Raw genomic sequence first — 15,358 nt, forward strand, 5'->3', positions numbered from 1 at the left:
ACCGGCTGAACACCTCCACGGCGAGAGCCAGCCTAGCATGATTGGCGGATCGCACGAAGCGCTCAGACCGCGCGCAGGCCGAGCTGCCGCTCACGAGCGTCAGCGGAGTTGACGCATATTCCTGGGACTTGGTGGAGTACGGCGCTCCTTGAGCCTGCTGCTACGGAGCGCTCGATCCTTCCGCCATCATCCCCTGCAGCCGCACCAGCTCCGCCTCGAGATCGCGCTCCGCATCGGCCGCGCGGATCTCCAGCACCCGATAGTCCCGCGCCTCCAGCCACGTCCGCCGTGACGCGCGGTCGGCCGCAATCGCCTCGCCCTCGCCCGGGTTGACCAGCTCGATCGCGATCCGGTGCGGGAACGAGACGAAATCCGGGATGTGCCGCCCCACAGGGGTCTGGCGCTTGAACTGGCCGGCGAAGCGGCGGTCACGGGTCAGCGCCTGCCACAGCAGGCGCTCGGCGTCGGTCGGGTTGCGGCGGAGCAGGCGGGCAAGGCCGCGCACGGTCGAGCCGCTGTCGGTGACGCCGCCGCCCTGCCCGTGCTCGGCCAAGAGCACGCGCAGGCGCGTCGCCTGCTCGCCGTCGAGCACGCCGCCCTTGGCCGGCCCTTTGCGTCCTTCGGCAATCGCCATGATCACGCCGTGCAGGGTGTGCATGTCCTGCTTGGTCGGCTCCATGCGGGTGAAGATGTTGCGCAGGTTCACCAGCATGGTGTCGCGCTTCTCGGCCGGGCGCAGGAATTCGACCCTGTCGAGCTCGCGCACGAGATTGTCGAAGAAGGCCTGCATCTGGTGCTGCGAGGCGCGCTCGGAGCGCTCCGGCATGGCGTGCGGCAGCTCGCCCGACGTCGCCCGCTTGAACCATTCGTAGCCGACCAGCAGCACGGCCTGGGCGAGGTTGAGCGAGGCGAAGCCCGGATTGACGGGGAAGGTGATGATGCGGTTGGCGAGGCCGACCTCCTCGTTGGTCAGGCCCCAGCGCTCCCGGCCAAAGAGGATGCCGCACCTGCCGCCGGTCGCGACGTGCCCGGCGATCTCGCCGGCTGCGGCTTCCGGCCCGACCACCGGCTTGGCCTGGTCGTGGGGGCGCGCCGTGGTGGCGAACAGGAGGTCGAGGTCGGCGACCGCCTGCTCCACCGTGTCGAACAATTCGACCTGTTCCAGAATATGGTCGGCGCCGGCCGCGGCGCGCTGGGCGGCGATGTTGGGCCAGCCGTCCCTGGGGTTGACGATGCGCAGGCGGCTCAGGGCGAAATTGCCCATGGCGCGCGCGGCCATGCCGATGTTCTCGCCGAGCTGCGGCTCGACCAGGATGACGATGGGACCGTCGAGGGATAGACCCGCCTTGCTCTTGTCAGTCCCCGACATCTCGCTTCGCTTTCACACTGTCTCTCAAGGCCTTGGCCAGGCGCTCTCAGGAATCGATTCAAGCCGCGCCGTCCGGCCGGCCCCGCCCGCCTGTCGTTTGCCTGTCCTGACGAAATTCTCAAGGGAAATAACGGGTTGGATTCGACTTTTGAATCTCGCTGGGAACGCGAGCCCCGGCCCGGCTGCGGCCCTGCTGTCCGCTCCCCATCTGCGGAAGCTGGATGAGCTAAAAGTGCATAATCCCTTGGCTTTCGCCCGCCGCGCGGCGGTGCTAAGAGGCGGCGGATATTCCCGTGGCGCGCCAAAAAGCGCCGTTCCCAAGAGGCTTCCCCGATCATGGCAAAAATCAAGGTATCCAATCCCGTCGTCGAGCTCGATGGCGACGAGATGACCCGGATCATCTGGCAGTACATCAAGGACAAACTGATCAACCCGTTCCTGGATGTCGAGCTGCTCTATTTCGACCTGGGGATGGAATACCGCGACCACACCAACGATCAGGTCACCATCGACGCCGCCGAGGCGATCAAGAAGGTCGGCGTCGGCGTGAAGTGCGCCACCATCACCCCGGATGAAGCCCGGGTGAAGGAGTTCAACCTCAAGCAGATGTGGAAGTCGCCGAACGGCACCATCCGCAACATCCTCGGCGGCGTGATCTTCCGCGAGCCGATCATCTGCAAGAACGTGCCGCGCCTGGTTCCCGGCTGGACCAAGCCGATCATCATCGGACGTCACGCCTATGGCGACCAGTACCGCGCCACCGACATCAAGTTCCCGGGCAAGGGCACCCTCTCGCTGAAGTTCGTCGGCGAGGACGGCACCGTGATCGAGAAGGAAGTGTTCAAGGCGCCCGGCGCCGGCGTCGCCATGGAGATGTACAATCTCGACGATTCCATCATCGACTTCGCCCGCGCATCGTTCAATTACGGTCTGCTCCGTAACTACCCGGTGTACCTGTCGACCAAGAACACGATCCTCAAGGTCTATGACGGCCGCTTCAAGGACATCTTCCAGGAGATCTTCGACAAGGAGTTCAAGAAGGACTTCGACGCCAAGGGCCTGACCTACGAGCACCGCCTGATCGACGACATGGTCGCCTCGGCGCTGAAATGGTCCGGCGGCTATGTCTGGGCCTGCAAGAACTACGACGGCGACGTGCAGTCCGACACCGTCGCGCAGGGCTACGGCTCGCTCGGCCTGATGACCTCGGTGCTGCTCACGCCCGACGGCAAGACCGTGGAAGCCGAAGCCGCCCACGGCACGGTGACCCGCCACTACCGCGAGCACCAGAAGGGCAAGGAGACCTCGACCAACTCGATCGCCTCGATCTTCGCCTGGACGCGTGGCCTCGCCCACCGCGCCAAGCTCGACAACAATGCCGAGCTCGCCAAGTTCGCGAGCACGCTGGAGAAGGTCTGCGTCGACACCGTCGAGGCCGGCTACATGACCAAGGACCTCGCGCTGCTGGTCGGCGCCGACCAGCGCTGGCTCTCGACCACCGGCTTCCTCGACAAGGTCGCGGAAAACCTGACCAAGGCGCTGGCGGCGTAAGCGGCCATCCGCAATTTAGCCCGACTGGGCCAGACATCATGAAGGGCCGCGCCAAAGCGTGGCCCTTTTTACTTTTGTGGCCCTCGCGCGGAGATGCGACCATGGCGATCAAGCCTGCCGTCCCCAGCCTGCTATTGCTGGCCGCCATGGCCGGACAAGCCAGAGCCGCCGATCCTCTCCCCGACGCCATCGCGGCGCCCGGCGAGACCGTCGTTCTCGGCCTCCACGCCGAGGGCGCGCAGGTCTATGAGTGCAAGGCCGCCGCCGACGGCAAGCTCGCCTGGGCCTTCCGCGAGCCGATCGCCACTCTGCTCGCCGACGGCAAGACCATCGGCCGGCATTACGCCGGGCCGAACTGGGAGCTCGCCGACGGCAGCGCCGTCGTCGGCAAGGCCATCGGCAGCGCACCAGGCGCTACCGCCGCCGACATCCCCTGGCTGAAGCTGGAGGTCGCCTCCCGCCGCGGCAGCGGCGTCCTGACGCCCGTGACCACCGTCCAGCGCATCAACACCCATGGTGGCAACCTCGACGGTGCATGCGAGAAGGCCGGCGAGTTCAAAAGCGCGCCCTACTCGGCGGATTATGTTTTCCTGAAGAAAGGCTGACCGCTCAGCGGTCGGCGTCGTTCTTCTCCGCCTGCGCAAGCTCGGCGAGCGCAAGGTCGCCGGTGTCGGCGAGCCTGGCCTTGGCCGTGGTATGGACGTGCTCGGCGAGCGTCGGCATGCGCGCGATCAAAGCGTGGAAGTCCTGGGCGTCGAGCACGAGCAGCCGGGTCTTGCGGGTGGCCGTCACCGTGCCGCTGCGTTTTGTTTTGTGCAGCAGCGCGATCTCGCCGAAGAAGGTGCCGTCGGCAAGCCGCACATGCTGGCTTGGCAGCGCGATCTCCACCTCGCCGCCGGCGATGAAATACATCGACGAGGCGACATCGCCCCGCCGCACCAGGATCTCGCCCTGCTCGATGGTGCGCGCCCTGAGCAGTCGCATGATGTCGGCGATCTCCGCGGCCGCTAGATGCGAGAACAGCGGCACCCGCGCCAGCATGCCCCAGGTGACGACGAAATCGCGTCGCTTCACCTCTTCCGCGAATGCGGTCGAGATGATCGCGACCGGCAGCGCGATCATGGCGAAGCCGGCAATGATGGCAAAGGTGGAGACGAACTTGCCGAGCGGCGTCACCGGCACGACGTCGCCATAGCCGACGGTGCCGAGCGTGACGATGGCCCACCACATCGCCTGGGGAATGGTGCCGAGCTTGTCCGGCTGCACCTCGCGCTCGATCGCGTAGAGCAGCGAGGCGAAGGTCAGCACCGCGCCGATCAGGATGACGATGCAGCCGATCAGCGCCCTCCGCTCGGCATGCACGGCGGCGAGCAGCGAGCGCATCGCCGGCGAATAGCGGATCAGCTTGAAGAACGGCAGCACGCCGAGCGCGGCCAGTGTCGCATGCCTGCCGGTGGCGAGCACGATTGCCGCGGGCAGGAACGCCATGAGATCGATGATGCCGAGCGCGGAGAAGGCGTAGCCGACCCGGTCGGCCAGTGCGGAGCCCTTGCGCTGGGTGTGCCCCGCCACCGTCCACAGCCGCGCCGCATATTCCATCGCAAACACGATCACGGAGAGGACGGTGATGGCTGCGAACAGCGTGCCGAACTGCGCATCGAGCTCCGGCACCGAGGCGAGGATCATCGCGGCCACATTGAGCACGATGACCCCGATGATCAGCTGGATGAAGCGCGACCCGACCGAATAGGCCAGCGGATCGTGCTCCAGCAAATCGTAGAGGCGATCCCGAAATTCGGGATCGCGAAGCCCACGTCCTCGCGGAACGGGGCGCACCGGGCTTACGCGCCTGCCATCGCTTTTTCGATCGCCGACAGCGCAGCCGCCGCCCTGGCGCCATCCGGGCCGCCGGCCTGGGCCATGTCGGGCCGGCCGCCGCCGCCCTTGCCGCCGAGCGCCTCGGAGGCGATGCGGACGAGGTTCACGGCATTGAAGCGCGCGGTGAGGTCCTGCGTGACGCCGACGACGACGCCGGCCTTGCCGTCCTCGGTGACGCCGACGATGGCGACGACGCCCGAGCCGATCTGCTTCTTGCCATCGTCGGCGAGGCTCTTGAGATCCTTCATCTCGATGCCTTCCACGGCACGCGCCATCAGCTTGACGTCACCGACCTCGCGCACGCCGGCCGCGGCGCCGTTGCCGGCGGAGGCGCCGCCGCCCATCGCGAGCTTCTTGCGGGCGTCGGAGAGCTCGCGCTCGAGCTTCTTGCGATCCTCCATCAGCGCGACGATCCGCGCCGGCACGTCGTCGAGCGAGGTGCGCAGCTCGTTCGCCGCGGTCTTCGCCAGCGCCATGGTCTCGTTGGCGTGCTTGCGCGCGTAATTGCCGGTCAGCGCCTCGATGCGGCGCACGCCGGATGCGACCGCGCTTTCGCCCGTCAACGTGATCAGGCCGATGTCGCCGGTGCGCTTCACATGGGTGCCGCCGCAGAGCTCGACCGACCAGCCGAGCGCGTTGGCGCCGCGCTCGCGCGCGGTCCTGCCCATCGAGACGACGCGGACCTCGTCGCCGTATTTCTCGCCGAACAGCGCGCGCGCCCCGGCCTCGCGGGCCTCGTCCACGCCCATAATGCGGGTGGTGACCTCGTCGTTCTCCAGCACCACGTCGTTGGCGATGTCCTCGATGCGAGCGAGCTCGTCCGCCGTGATCGGCTTCGGATGCACGAAGTCGAAGCGCAGGCGGTCGGGCGCGACCATCGAGCCGCGCTGGGCGATGTGGTCGCCGAGCACCTGGCGCAACGCCTCGTGGATGAGATGCGTCGCGGAGTGATGGGCGCGGATCGAGGAGCGCCGCGCGTGATCCACCTCGAGCTGCAGCGCGGTGCCGAGCTTGATTTCGCCGCTCTCCAGCGTGCCGACATGGACGAAGAGATCGCCGAGCTTCTTCTGCGTGTCGCTGACGCGGAACTTGATGCCGCCCTCACCCGAGAGCACGCCGGTGTCGCCGACCTGGCCGCCGGACTCCGCATAGAACGGCGTCTGGTTCAGCACGATCGCGCCCGTCTCGCCGGCCTTGAGGCTGGCGACTTCGTGGCCGTCCTTCACCAGCGCGGACACCACGCCTTCGGCGCTCTCGGTCTCGTAGCCCAGGAATTCGGTCGCACCCAGCTTCTCGCGCAGCGGGAACCAGATCGCCTCGGAAGCCGCCTCGCCCGACCCCTTCCAGGACTCGCGCGCCTTCACTTTCTGGCGCTCCATCGCGTCGGTGAACGCCGCCTGGTCGACGCCGATGCCGCGCGACTTCAGCGCGTCCTGCGTCAGATCGAGCGGGAAGCCGTAGGTGTCGTAGAGCGTGAAGGCGACGTCGCCGTCGAACATGTCGCCCTTCTTCAGGCCCGCGCTCTTCTCGTCGAGGATGGCAAGTCCCCGCGACAGCGTCTTGCGGAAGCGGGTCTCTTCCAGCCGCAGCGTTTCCTCGATCAGATTCTCCGCGCGCATCAGGTCGGGATAGGCCTGGCCCATCTCGCGGACCAGCGCCCAGACCAGCCGATGCATCAGCGGCTCCTTGGCGCCAAGCAGCTGCGCATGGCGCATGGCGCGGCGCATGATCCGGCGCAGCACGTAGCCGCGACCCTCGTTCGAGGGCAGCACGCCATCGGAAACGAGGAATGCGGAGGAGCGTAAGTGGTCGGCGATGACGCGGAACGAGGCCACGGTCTGCTCGTTCGGCCCGGTGCCGAGCGCGGACGCCGTCGCATCGATCAGGTTCTTGAACAGGTCGGTCTCGAACACGCTCTCGACGCCCTGGAGGATGCAGGCCATGCGCTCCAGGCCCATGCCGGTGTCGATCGAGGGACGCGGCAGCGGCTGGCGCTCCTCCTTCGTCACCTGCTCGAACTGCATGAACACGAGATTCCAGAATTCGAGGAAGCGGTCGCCGTCCTCCTCCGGCGAGCCCGGAGGCCCGCCCCAGATATGCTCGCCGCGATCGATGAAGATCTCCGAGCACGGACCGCACGGGCCGGTGTCGCCCATCGCCCAGAAATTGTCCGAGGTCGGGATACGGATGATGCGGTCGTCGGAGAAGCCCGCGATCTTCTTCCACAGGCCCGCCGCCTCGTCGTCGGTGTAATAGACCGTGACGAGCAGCTTGTCCTTCTTCAGTCCGAATTCGCCGGTGATCAGCTTCCAGGCAAGCTCGATCGCGCGCTCCTTGAAATAGTCGCCGAACGAGAAGTTGCCGAGCATCTCGAAGAAGGTGAGATGGCGCGCGGTGTAGCCGACATTGTCGAGGTCGTTGTGCTTGCCGCCGGCGCGGACGCATTTCTGCGACGTGGTGGCGCGCTGATAGGGCCGCTTCTCGACGCCGGTAAAGACGTTCTTGAACTGCACCATGCCGGCATTGGTGAACATCAACGTGGGGTCGTTGCGCGGCACCAATGGCGAGGACGGCACGATCTCGTGGCCGTTCTCGGCAAAGAAGTTCAGAAAGGTCGACCTGATCTCGTTGACGCCGCTCATGTTCATCCAATCGGGTGTGCTTGGACCCGCTTCCTGCCATCCAAACCAGAGGTTAGGGCTGATATCTGCGGGCCAGAGCGCTTTTAGACAAGGCCTGCTTCAGTGTCCAGAAACTGTGCAAGGAGATCAGAGGGTTGCCGCGGGCGCGCAATCCCGGTTGAAAAGGCGAAACCGCCGCGTTGACAGGCTTGGCTGGCCTGTGGTCTTTACTTATCTGTATCGTACGGCCACGTCGGGAGAGACCGGCACTGGTGCCGGCGCCGAAGGAGCAACCGCCCCGGAAACTCTCAGGCAAAAGGACCGCGTGGCTTTGACAGCATCTGGAAAGAGGCGCCGACGGGCCTAACGACCCGGGTGGCACCCGCCGACGGGATAATACTCTCAGGCACAGCGACAGATGGGGCTTCGACTGGTTGGCCCGGGGAATCGTCCCCGGGGAACCGCCGAGGGCCCCTTGATGCCACTACCCGACGACCAGAACTCTCTTCGACAGACGCCCCTCCACGCCCTGCATGTGTCCCTCGGCGGCAAGATGGTGCCGTTCGCAGGCTACGACATGCCCGTGCAGTACCCTACGGGCGTGCTGAAGGAGCACCTCCATACGCGAGCCGCGGCCGGCCTGTTCGACGTCTCCCATATGGGGCAGCTCGCGCTTCGCCCGAAGTCGGGCAGGATCGAGGACGCCGCCCGCGCGCTGGAACGGCTGGTGCCGCAGGACATCGTGTCGATCGCACCGGGCCGGCAGCGCTACGCCCAGTTCACCAATGCAGACGGCGGGATCCTCGATGATCTCATGGTCGCCAATTTCGGCGATCACCTGTTCCTGGTCGTCAACGCCGCCTGCAAGGACGCGGACGAGGCGCATCTGCGCGCGCACCTCGCGGACGACTGCGTCATCGATTCCCTGGCCGACCGCGCGCTGATCGCGCTGCAGGGCCCGAAGGCGGAAGCGGCGCTGGCGAAATTGTGTGCAGAGGCGCCGTCGATGACATTCATGGATGCCGGCCCGCATGAGGTCGCCGGCATCAAATGCTTCGTCTCGCGCTCCGGCTACACCGGCGAGGACGGGTTCGAGATCTCCGTTCCCGCTGCGGAGGCCGAGCGCCTGACCAGGATGCTGATCGAAAACCCGGACGTGCTGCCGATCGGCCTGGGCGCCCGCGACAGCCTGCGGCTGGAAGCCGGGCTTTGCCTGTACGGCCACGACATCGACACCGCGACCACGCCGGTCGAGGCCGCGCTGGAATGGTCGGTACAGAAGAGCCGCCGCAGCGGCGGGATGCGCGCCGGCGGCTTTCCCGGCGCCGGGAAGATCCTTGCGCATTTCGACAACGGCGCATCCCGCCGCCGTGTCGGCCTGCTCGCCCTGGGCCGCGCGCCGGTGCGCGAGGGCGCGCTGCTGTTTGCCGATCAGGCCGGCGGCGAGCCGATCGGCAAGGTCACCTCGGGCGGTTTCGGCCCGAGCCTGAACGCGCCGGTCGCGATGGGCTATGTGCCCACGAACCTGAGCGCGCTCGGCACGAAACTCTTCGCCGAGGTGCGCGGCCAGCGCTTAGCCGTGCAGGTCGCCGCCATGCCCTTCGTCAAAAACACCTACAAACGCTGAGGACAAGACAATGACCACGACGCTGTACACCTCCGACCACGAATGGCTCGCGATCGACGGCGATACCGCCACGGTCGGCATCACCGACTACGCCCAGCAGCAGCTCGGCGACGTCGTGTTCGTCGAATTGCCCAAGGTCGGCCGGAGCTTGAAGAAGGCCGAAGCCGCCGCCGTCGTGGAATCCGTGAAGGCCGCCTCCGACGTCTACGCGCCAATCTCGGGCGAAGTGATCGAGGCCAACGAGACGCTTGCCGCCGAGCCGGCGCTGGTGAACTCGGATGCGCAAGGCAAGGCCTGGTTCTTCAAGATCAAGATCGCCGACAAGAGCGAACTCGGCGGCCTCATGGATGAAGCCGCCTACACGGCGCATACGGCTTAACGACGATGGAGCAAACGATGACCGCGCACCGTAAATCCAGCGGCGAGACCGCCGCCAGTTTCGTCCGCCGCCACATCGGACCCTCGGCGCGCGATGTCATCGCAATGTTGGAGGCCGTCGGCGCCAAGAGCGTGGAGGCGCTGATGGCGGAGACGCTGCCGGCTTCGATCCGGCAGGCCGCCCCGCTCGACCTCGGCAAGCCGCTCAGCGAGACCGAGGCGATCGCGCACATGACCGAGCTTGCGCGTCAGAACCGGGTCTTCACCTCGCTTATCGGCCAGGGCTATTCCGGCACCATTCTGCCTGCGGTGATCCAGCGCAACATTCTGGAGAACCCGGCCTGGTACACCGCCTATACGCCCTACCAGCCTGAGATCAGCCAGGGCCGGCTGGAGGCGCTGTTCAATTTCCAGACCATGATCTGCGACCTCACCGGGCTCGACATCGCCAACGCCTCGCTGCTCGACGAAGCCACCGCCGCCGCCGAAGCCATGGCGCTCGCGGAGCGGCACTCGCAGGTGAAGGCGAAGGCTTTCTTCGTCGACAAGGACGTGCATCCGCAGACGCTGGCCGTGATGCGGACCCGCGCCGAGCCGCTCGGCTGGACCCTGATCGTCGGCGATCCCCTCGCCGATCTCGACAAATCAGACGTGCTCGGCGCGCTGCTGCAATATCCCGGTTCATCCGGCGCGCTGCGCGACCTCAGGCCCGCCATCGCGGCGCTGAAGGCCAAGGACGCGCTTGCGATCGTTGCCGCCGACCTGCTGGCGCTGACGCTGCTCGCCTCGCCCGGCGAGTTGGGCGCCGACATCGCGATCGGCTCGGCGCAGCGCTTCGGCGTGCCGATGGGCTATGGCGGGCCGCACGCGGCCTATATGGCCGTGCGCGATGCGCTCAAGCGCTCGCTGCCCGGCCGCATCGTCGGCCTCTCCGTCGATTCCCGCGGCATGCCTGCCTACCGCCTCGCGCTGCAGACCCGCGAGCAGCACATCCGCCGCGAGAAGGCGACCTCCAACATCTGCACCGCGCAGGTGCTGCTCGCCGTGATCGCATCGATGTATGCGGTCTATCACGGCCCCGAAGGCCTGGCACAGATCGCGCGCAATGTGCATCGCCGCGCCGCCGTGCTCGCAACCGGCTTGCGCAAGCTCGGCTTTGCGCCTGACAGCGAGAACTTCTTCGACACGCTCAGCGTCGATGCCGGCGGCAAGCGCGCCGAGATCGTCGCGCGCGCGGCGAGCGAAAAGATCAATCTCGGCGTCAGTGACAGCGCCCTGCGGATCGCGCTCGACGAGACCACCACGCCCGCGACGGTGGAAGCGGTCTGGCGTGCCTTCGGCGGCACGCTCGCCTATGCCGAGATCGACGCCGAGACGCGCGAGGCGCTGCCGGACGCCTTGAAGCGGACCACCGCTTTCCTGACCCATCCCGTCTTCCATGCGCATCGCTCGGAGACGGAGATGCTGCGCTACATGCGCAAGCTCAGCGATCGCGACCTCGCGCTCGACCGCGCCATGATCCCGCTGGGATCCTGCACCATGAAGCTGAACGCGACCACCGAGATGATGCCGCTGACCTGGCCGGAATTCGCCTCGCTGCATCCGTTCGTGCCGCGCGAGCAGGCGAGCGGCTATCACGCGCTGTTTGCGCGGCTGGAAAAATGGCTGTGCGACATCACCGGCTATGACGCGATCTCGCTGCAGCCGAATTCGGGCGCGCAAGGCGAATATGCCGGGCTGCTCGCGATCCGCGGCTATCATGCCGCGCGCGGAGAGAGCCATCGCAAGATCTGCCTGATCCCCTCCTCCGCGCACGGCACCAATCCGGCTTCGGCCGCGATGGTCGGCATGGACGTCGTGGTTGTGTCTTGCGAGAAGAACGGTGACGTCGACGTTGGTGATCTCCGCGCCAAGGCGGAGAAGCACTCCAACAATCTCGCCGCGGTCATGATCACCTATCCCTCGACCCACGGCGTGTTCGAGGAGCACATCCGCGAGATCTGCGACATCGTGCACGGCCATGGCGGCCAGGTCTATCTCGACGGCGCCAACCTCAACGCCCAGGTCGGCCTCTCGCGCCCCGGCGATTACGGCGCCGATGTCAGCCATCTCAACCTGCACAAGACCTTCTGCATTCCGCATGGCGGCGGCGGCCCCGGCATGGGCCCGATCGGCGTCAAGGCGCATCTCGCCCCGTTCCTGCCGGGTCGTCCGGCAACACAAGGCGACGCTCCGGTCGGCCCGGTCTCGGCCGCGCCGTTCGGCTCGGCCTCGATCCTGACCATCTCCTACATCTACATCCTGATGATGGGCGGCGAAGGCCTGAAGCGCGCGACCGAGATCGCGATCCTCAACGCCAATTACATCGCAGCAAGGCTCGATGCGCACTTCCCGGTGCTCTACAAGAACGCCAGGGGCCGCGTCGCGCACGAGTGCATCGTCGATCCCAGGCCGCTGAAGACCACCTCCGGCGTCACCGTCGACGACATCGCCAAGCGCCTGATCGATTACGGCTTCCACGCCCCGACCATGAGCTTCCCGGTGCCGGGCACGCTGATGATCGAGCCGACCGAATCCGAATCGAAGGCGGAGCTGGACCGCTTCTGCGATGCCATGATCGCGATCCGGAAGGAGATCGCCGAGGTCGAGGCCGGCCGCTTCAAGATCGAGGCTTCGCCCTTGCGCCACGCCCCGCACACCGTCCATGATATCGCCGATGACAATTGGAATCGCGCCTACACCCGCAGCGAGGGTTGCTTCCCTGACGGCGTCTCGCGCACCGACAAATATTGGTGCCCCGTGGGCCGCGTCGACAACGTCTACGGCGACCGCAACCTGGTGTGCTCCTGCCCGCCGGTCAGCGATTACGCAGAAGCCGCGGAGTAAAGACGCGACGGGACGTCTCGTAGCCTCGTAGGGTGGGCAAAGCGCAAGCGTGCCCACCACCTCTCGCGAAGTTGGAAGATGGTGGGCACGGCGCAAGTGCGCCTTTGCCCACCCTACAACACCGAATGCGCCGCTAGGGCGCAATCAACAGCCGGCTTTCGCGATCCCACCGCCACAACCGTTCATTGGTGAGCAGCGTGCCGCCCCACCAACGTCGAATCGGATTGTGGCGACGGAAAGCTTCGCGGCCTTCCAGAACCGCTTTGCCAAATTCGGTCAGCGACAACCGGCTCCGACGATAGGCGGCGTTGCGACCTCGCGCATCGTGCGGGGCGAGCGTCGCGAGTTTCGGATCGAGACCTGCGACCGCCGGCATCGGGCCCGACGCAAGCCCTTCGAGCAACGGACCCAGCTCCCACTGGTCGAACACGCGCGTTTCGAGCAGCCCGCCCGGCTGAAACAGTTCTTTTGTACGGTTGTGCCCCCTTGCAATCAGCTCGATAAGCCGCGCCTCCGTCGCGCCCAATCCGGTGATTGGTGACGGCAGTTCAGCTAGCAACGCTTCCAGAACCGGCTTCAGGAAAGGGAGCCTGCTTAAATCCGTTGTCAGTAGCCCGAAGCAAAGTTCAGGTGTCGGCGCCCGATACGCCTCCCAGGCCATGTTGGCTATCTCGAAGTCGCACTCTGCGATCTCCGATTCCCGCACCGTACGATCGCGAAGTTGCGGGCCGTCCGCTTCGCGCAGATCGAAATTGACCCGTCGCAGTCTAAGACAATGGGTGATCGATGGATGGGACCGCAAATAGTCCAGGATCCAGATCAATTGCAATTGACTGTTAGGCTCAGGGTCGAACCACAGCTCGATGAACTCGACGCCATAGGTCTCGCAAAACCGAACCAGGCCAGTCTCCTTGTGCGCGAGACCGGTCTGAGGCAACCGGCCAACAAGATCGGACCACCGCACCTCCGGATCGCCCCTGTAATAGCCTCCCGTAAGATAGTCCTCGAGATGGTGCGACGTAGGCAACGGCCCCCAAACGAACCGAAAGATCAACGGGACGACCATGTCAGCACGACCGGCATAGGTGAGACCAACGCCGGACGAACTAGTCAGAATCACGCGCTTCATCGTCGACGCGCCCTCACGCAACACGAAACGGGCACCGAAGACGTCGGCAACTCAACGTCCTCAGTGCCCGCTCCTCGCGAAAAATTTTCCGCGTTAAGTCTTACTCGTCCGCCGGCTCCTCGCCGTCGGCGTCGCGCTCGGGCGTGCCGGCGAGAATCTGCTCGGCGATCAGGCCGGAGTTCTGGCGGATCGAGGTCTCGATCTTGGCGGTGATATCAGGGTTGGCCTTCAGGAATGCCTTCGAGTTCTCGCGGCCCTGGCCGAGACGCTGGCTGTCATAGGAGAACCAGGCGCCGGACTTTTCGACGATGCCGGCCTTGACGCCGAGATCGAGGATCTCGCCCATCTTGGAGACGCCCTCGCCGTACATGATGTCGAACTCGACCTGCTTGAAGGGCGGCGCCAGCTTGTTCTTCACCACCTTGACGCGCGTGGTGTTGCCGACCACCTCGTCGCGCTCCTTGATCGCGCCGATGCGGCGGATGTCGAGACGGACGGAGGCGTAGAATTTCAGCGCATTGCCGCCGGTGGTCGTTTCCGGCGAGCCGTACATCACACCGATCTTCATGCGGATCTGGTTGATGAAGATCACCATGGTGTTGGACTTGTTGATGGAGGCCGTCAGCTTGCGCAGCGCCTGGCTCATCAGGCGGGCCTGCAAGCCCGGCAGCGCATCGCCCATCTCGCCTTCGAGCTCGGCCTTCGGCACCAGCGCTGCGACCGAATCGACCACCAGAACGTCGACCGCGCCTGAACGCACCAGCGTGTCGCAGATCTCCAGCGCCTGCTCGCCGGTGTCGGGCTGCGAGATCAGGAGCTCGTCGATATTGACGCCCAGCTTGCGGGCATAGACCGGGTCGAGCGCATGCTCGGCGTCGATGAAGGCGCAGATGCCGCCCTTCTTCTGCGCTTCCGCCACCGTATGCAGCGCCAGCGTGGTCTTGCCCGACGATTCCGGCCCGTAGATCTCGACGATACGCCCCTTGGGCAGGCCGCCGATGCCGAGCGCGATATCGAGCCCGAGCGAGCCGGAGGACACCGCCTCGATGTCCATGGACCGGTCGTTCTTGCCCAGCTTCATCACCGAGCCCTTACCGAACTGGCGCTCGATCTGGGAGAGCGCGGCGGCCAGAGCTTTACTCTTGTCCATGGAAGATCCTTCGACGATACGCAGGGCAGTTGCGGACATTGGGTCTTGCTCCTTATGGCGAGGATTCGCGTGAGGGACAAACGGTTGCGAGGCAGCTCGGCGATAAAAGCAATGTACCCTATCTGTTCTATGTTCGCAATATGTTCTTTTGCGGATTTGCCCTCGGCACCCTGGTCCTGTTCAGCCACATCCAAATTCGGCAGGCGGACCACCTCTTCCGTCGCTCAGCGCAACATGGTTAGCGCCCGTTAACGATTGCGTTAACATTTGTTATGTACCCTTCACGCTGCATGGATGGCGAGAGAGAACCACAAGTAGCGTCCGACTGGACCGCCGAGGAGCTGGCGCTCCTGTCCCGTTTGGCCCGGGATCGGATCAGCGCGGCGGACGCAGCGAGGCTCCTGGGACGGCGGGTGAGTTCGGTGCGTCGCCAAGCCCGGCAATCCGGGGTGCTCCTCTACAAGCACGATGGCCGTACCGGCAGGCGGAAGCCTCCATAATTCCCAATCTGCAGTTGCTGGCACACCTGATCGCTCAAGCGCGATGAGACGAGGAGGAATCGTCATCGCGCTTTTCGGTTGTTGTTTGAGCATGATCTTTTCGGACAAATGCTGCGCACTTTTCCCGAGCACGCTTTAGGCGTAGGATTCAACTGATTTGAATCATGGGAGGGTGCAGCTTGACCGCGGTCCTCGTTTTTAAAATCACCACTGTTGCCTTGGGCGTCCTTTCAACAGTCCTCGCATACACGCTCATTTTCAGCGTCTGA

General features: G+C 65.5%; 10 protein-coding genes and 1 riboswitch. Of the genes, 5 read left to right on the forward strand and 5 right to left on the reverse strand.

Going from position 1 to position 15,358, the window contains the following annotated elements; translation table 11 throughout:
- Window positions 1-160: 160 nt before the first annotated feature.
- Window positions 161-1,369 (reverse strand): TrmJ/YjtD family RNA methyltransferase, encoded by a 1,209-nt coding sequence (locus ABIG06_RS37170; RefSeq protein WP_370140532.1) that lies wholly within the window; start codon window positions 1,367-1,369, stop codon window positions 161-163.
- A 336-nt stretch (window positions 1,370-1,705) separates the two neighbouring features.
- Here ABIG06_RS37170 and ABIG06_RS37175 point away from each other — a divergent pair, with 336 nt between their 5' ends.
- On the forward strand, window positions 1,706-2,920 hold the full coding sequence (locus ABIG06_RS37175) for an NADP-dependent isocitrate dehydrogenase (RefSeq protein ID WP_124163191.1): 1,215 nt from the start codon (window positions 1,706-1,708) through the stop codon (window positions 2,918-2,920).
- A gap of 101 nt (window positions 2,921-3,021) precedes the next feature.
- The gene (locus ABIG06_RS37180; protein ID WP_124163190.1) at window positions 3,022-3,525 is read left to right on the forward strand and encodes a DUF3455 domain-containing protein; all 504 of its coding nucleotides are present in this window, start codon (window positions 3,022-3,024) and stop codon (window positions 3,523-3,525) included.
- 4 nt (window positions 3,526-3,529) lie between these two features.
- Here ABIG06_RS37180 and ABIG06_RS37185 read toward each other — a convergent pair whose 3' ends face one another.
- Both ABIG06_RS37185 and alaS read right to left on the reverse strand, forming a co-directional pair.
- Window positions 3,530-4,756 (reverse strand): cyclic nucleotide-gated ion channel, encoded by a 1,227-nt coding sequence (locus ABIG06_RS37185; RefSeq protein WP_370140533.1) that lies wholly within the window; start codon window positions 4,754-4,756, stop codon window positions 3,530-3,532.
- 5 nt (window positions 4,757-4,761) lie between these two features.
- Window positions 4,762-7,440 carry an alanine--tRNA ligase gene (gene alaS, locus ABIG06_RS37190; protein WP_370140534.1) on the reverse strand — a complete coding sequence of 893 codons (2,679 nt, stop codon included), beginning with the start codon at window positions 7,438-7,440 and terminating at the stop codon, window positions 4,762-4,764.
- A 223-nt stretch (window positions 7,441-7,663) separates the two neighbouring features.
- Window positions 7,664-7,752: riboswitch (glycine riboswitch) on the forward strand.
- 145 nt (window positions 7,753-7,897) lie between these two features.
- On the opposite strand from alaS, the gene gcvT reads away from it, so the two are divergent.
- Genes gcvT through gcvP form a run of 3 tightly spaced genes read left to right on the forward strand, consistent with a single transcriptional unit; the run spans window position 7,898 to window position 12,310 of the window.
- Entirely contained in the window at window positions 7,898-9,046 is a 1,149-nt protein-coding gene (gene gcvT / locus ABIG06_RS37195) for a glycine cleavage system aminomethyltransferase GcvT (protein ID WP_124163187.1), read from the forward strand.
- A gap of 10 nt (window positions 9,047-9,056) precedes the next feature.
- Window positions 9,057-9,425 (forward strand): glycine cleavage system protein GcvH, encoded by a 369-nt coding sequence (gene gcvH / locus ABIG06_RS37200; RefSeq protein ID WP_124163186.1) that lies wholly within the window; start codon window positions 9,057-9,059, stop codon window positions 9,423-9,425.
- A gap of 17 nt (window positions 9,426-9,442) precedes the next feature.
- Complete coding sequence (gene gcvP / locus ABIG06_RS37205; protein WP_424578561.1) at window positions 9,443-12,310, forward strand: aminomethyl-transferring glycine dehydrogenase; 2,868 nt, start codon at window positions 9,443-9,445, stop codon at window positions 12,308-12,310.
- 133 nt (window positions 12,311-12,443) lie between these two features.
- On the opposite strand, the gene ABIG06_RS37210 is transcribed toward gcvP, so the two are convergent.
- Both ABIG06_RS37210 and recA read right to left on the reverse strand, forming a co-directional pair.
- Window positions 12,444-13,439, reverse strand: a complete 996-nt coding sequence (locus ABIG06_RS37210) for a hypothetical protein (RefSeq protein ID WP_370140535.1) — start codon at window positions 13,437-13,439, stop codon at window positions 12,444-12,446.
- A gap of 100 nt (window positions 13,440-13,539) precedes the next feature.
- Window positions 13,540-14,628: a recombinase RecA gene (recA, locus tag ABIG06_RS37215; protein WP_124163184.1), complete on the reverse strand. Its 1,089-nt coding sequence runs from the start codon at window positions 14,626-14,628 to the stop codon at window positions 13,540-13,542.
- Window positions 14,629-15,358 lie beyond the last annotated feature (730 nt).

Source organism: Bradyrhizobium sp. USDA 326 (assembly GCF_049739485.1).
Classification (GTDB): Bacteria; Pseudomonadota; Alphaproteobacteria; order Rhizobiales; family Xanthobacteraceae; genus Bradyrhizobium.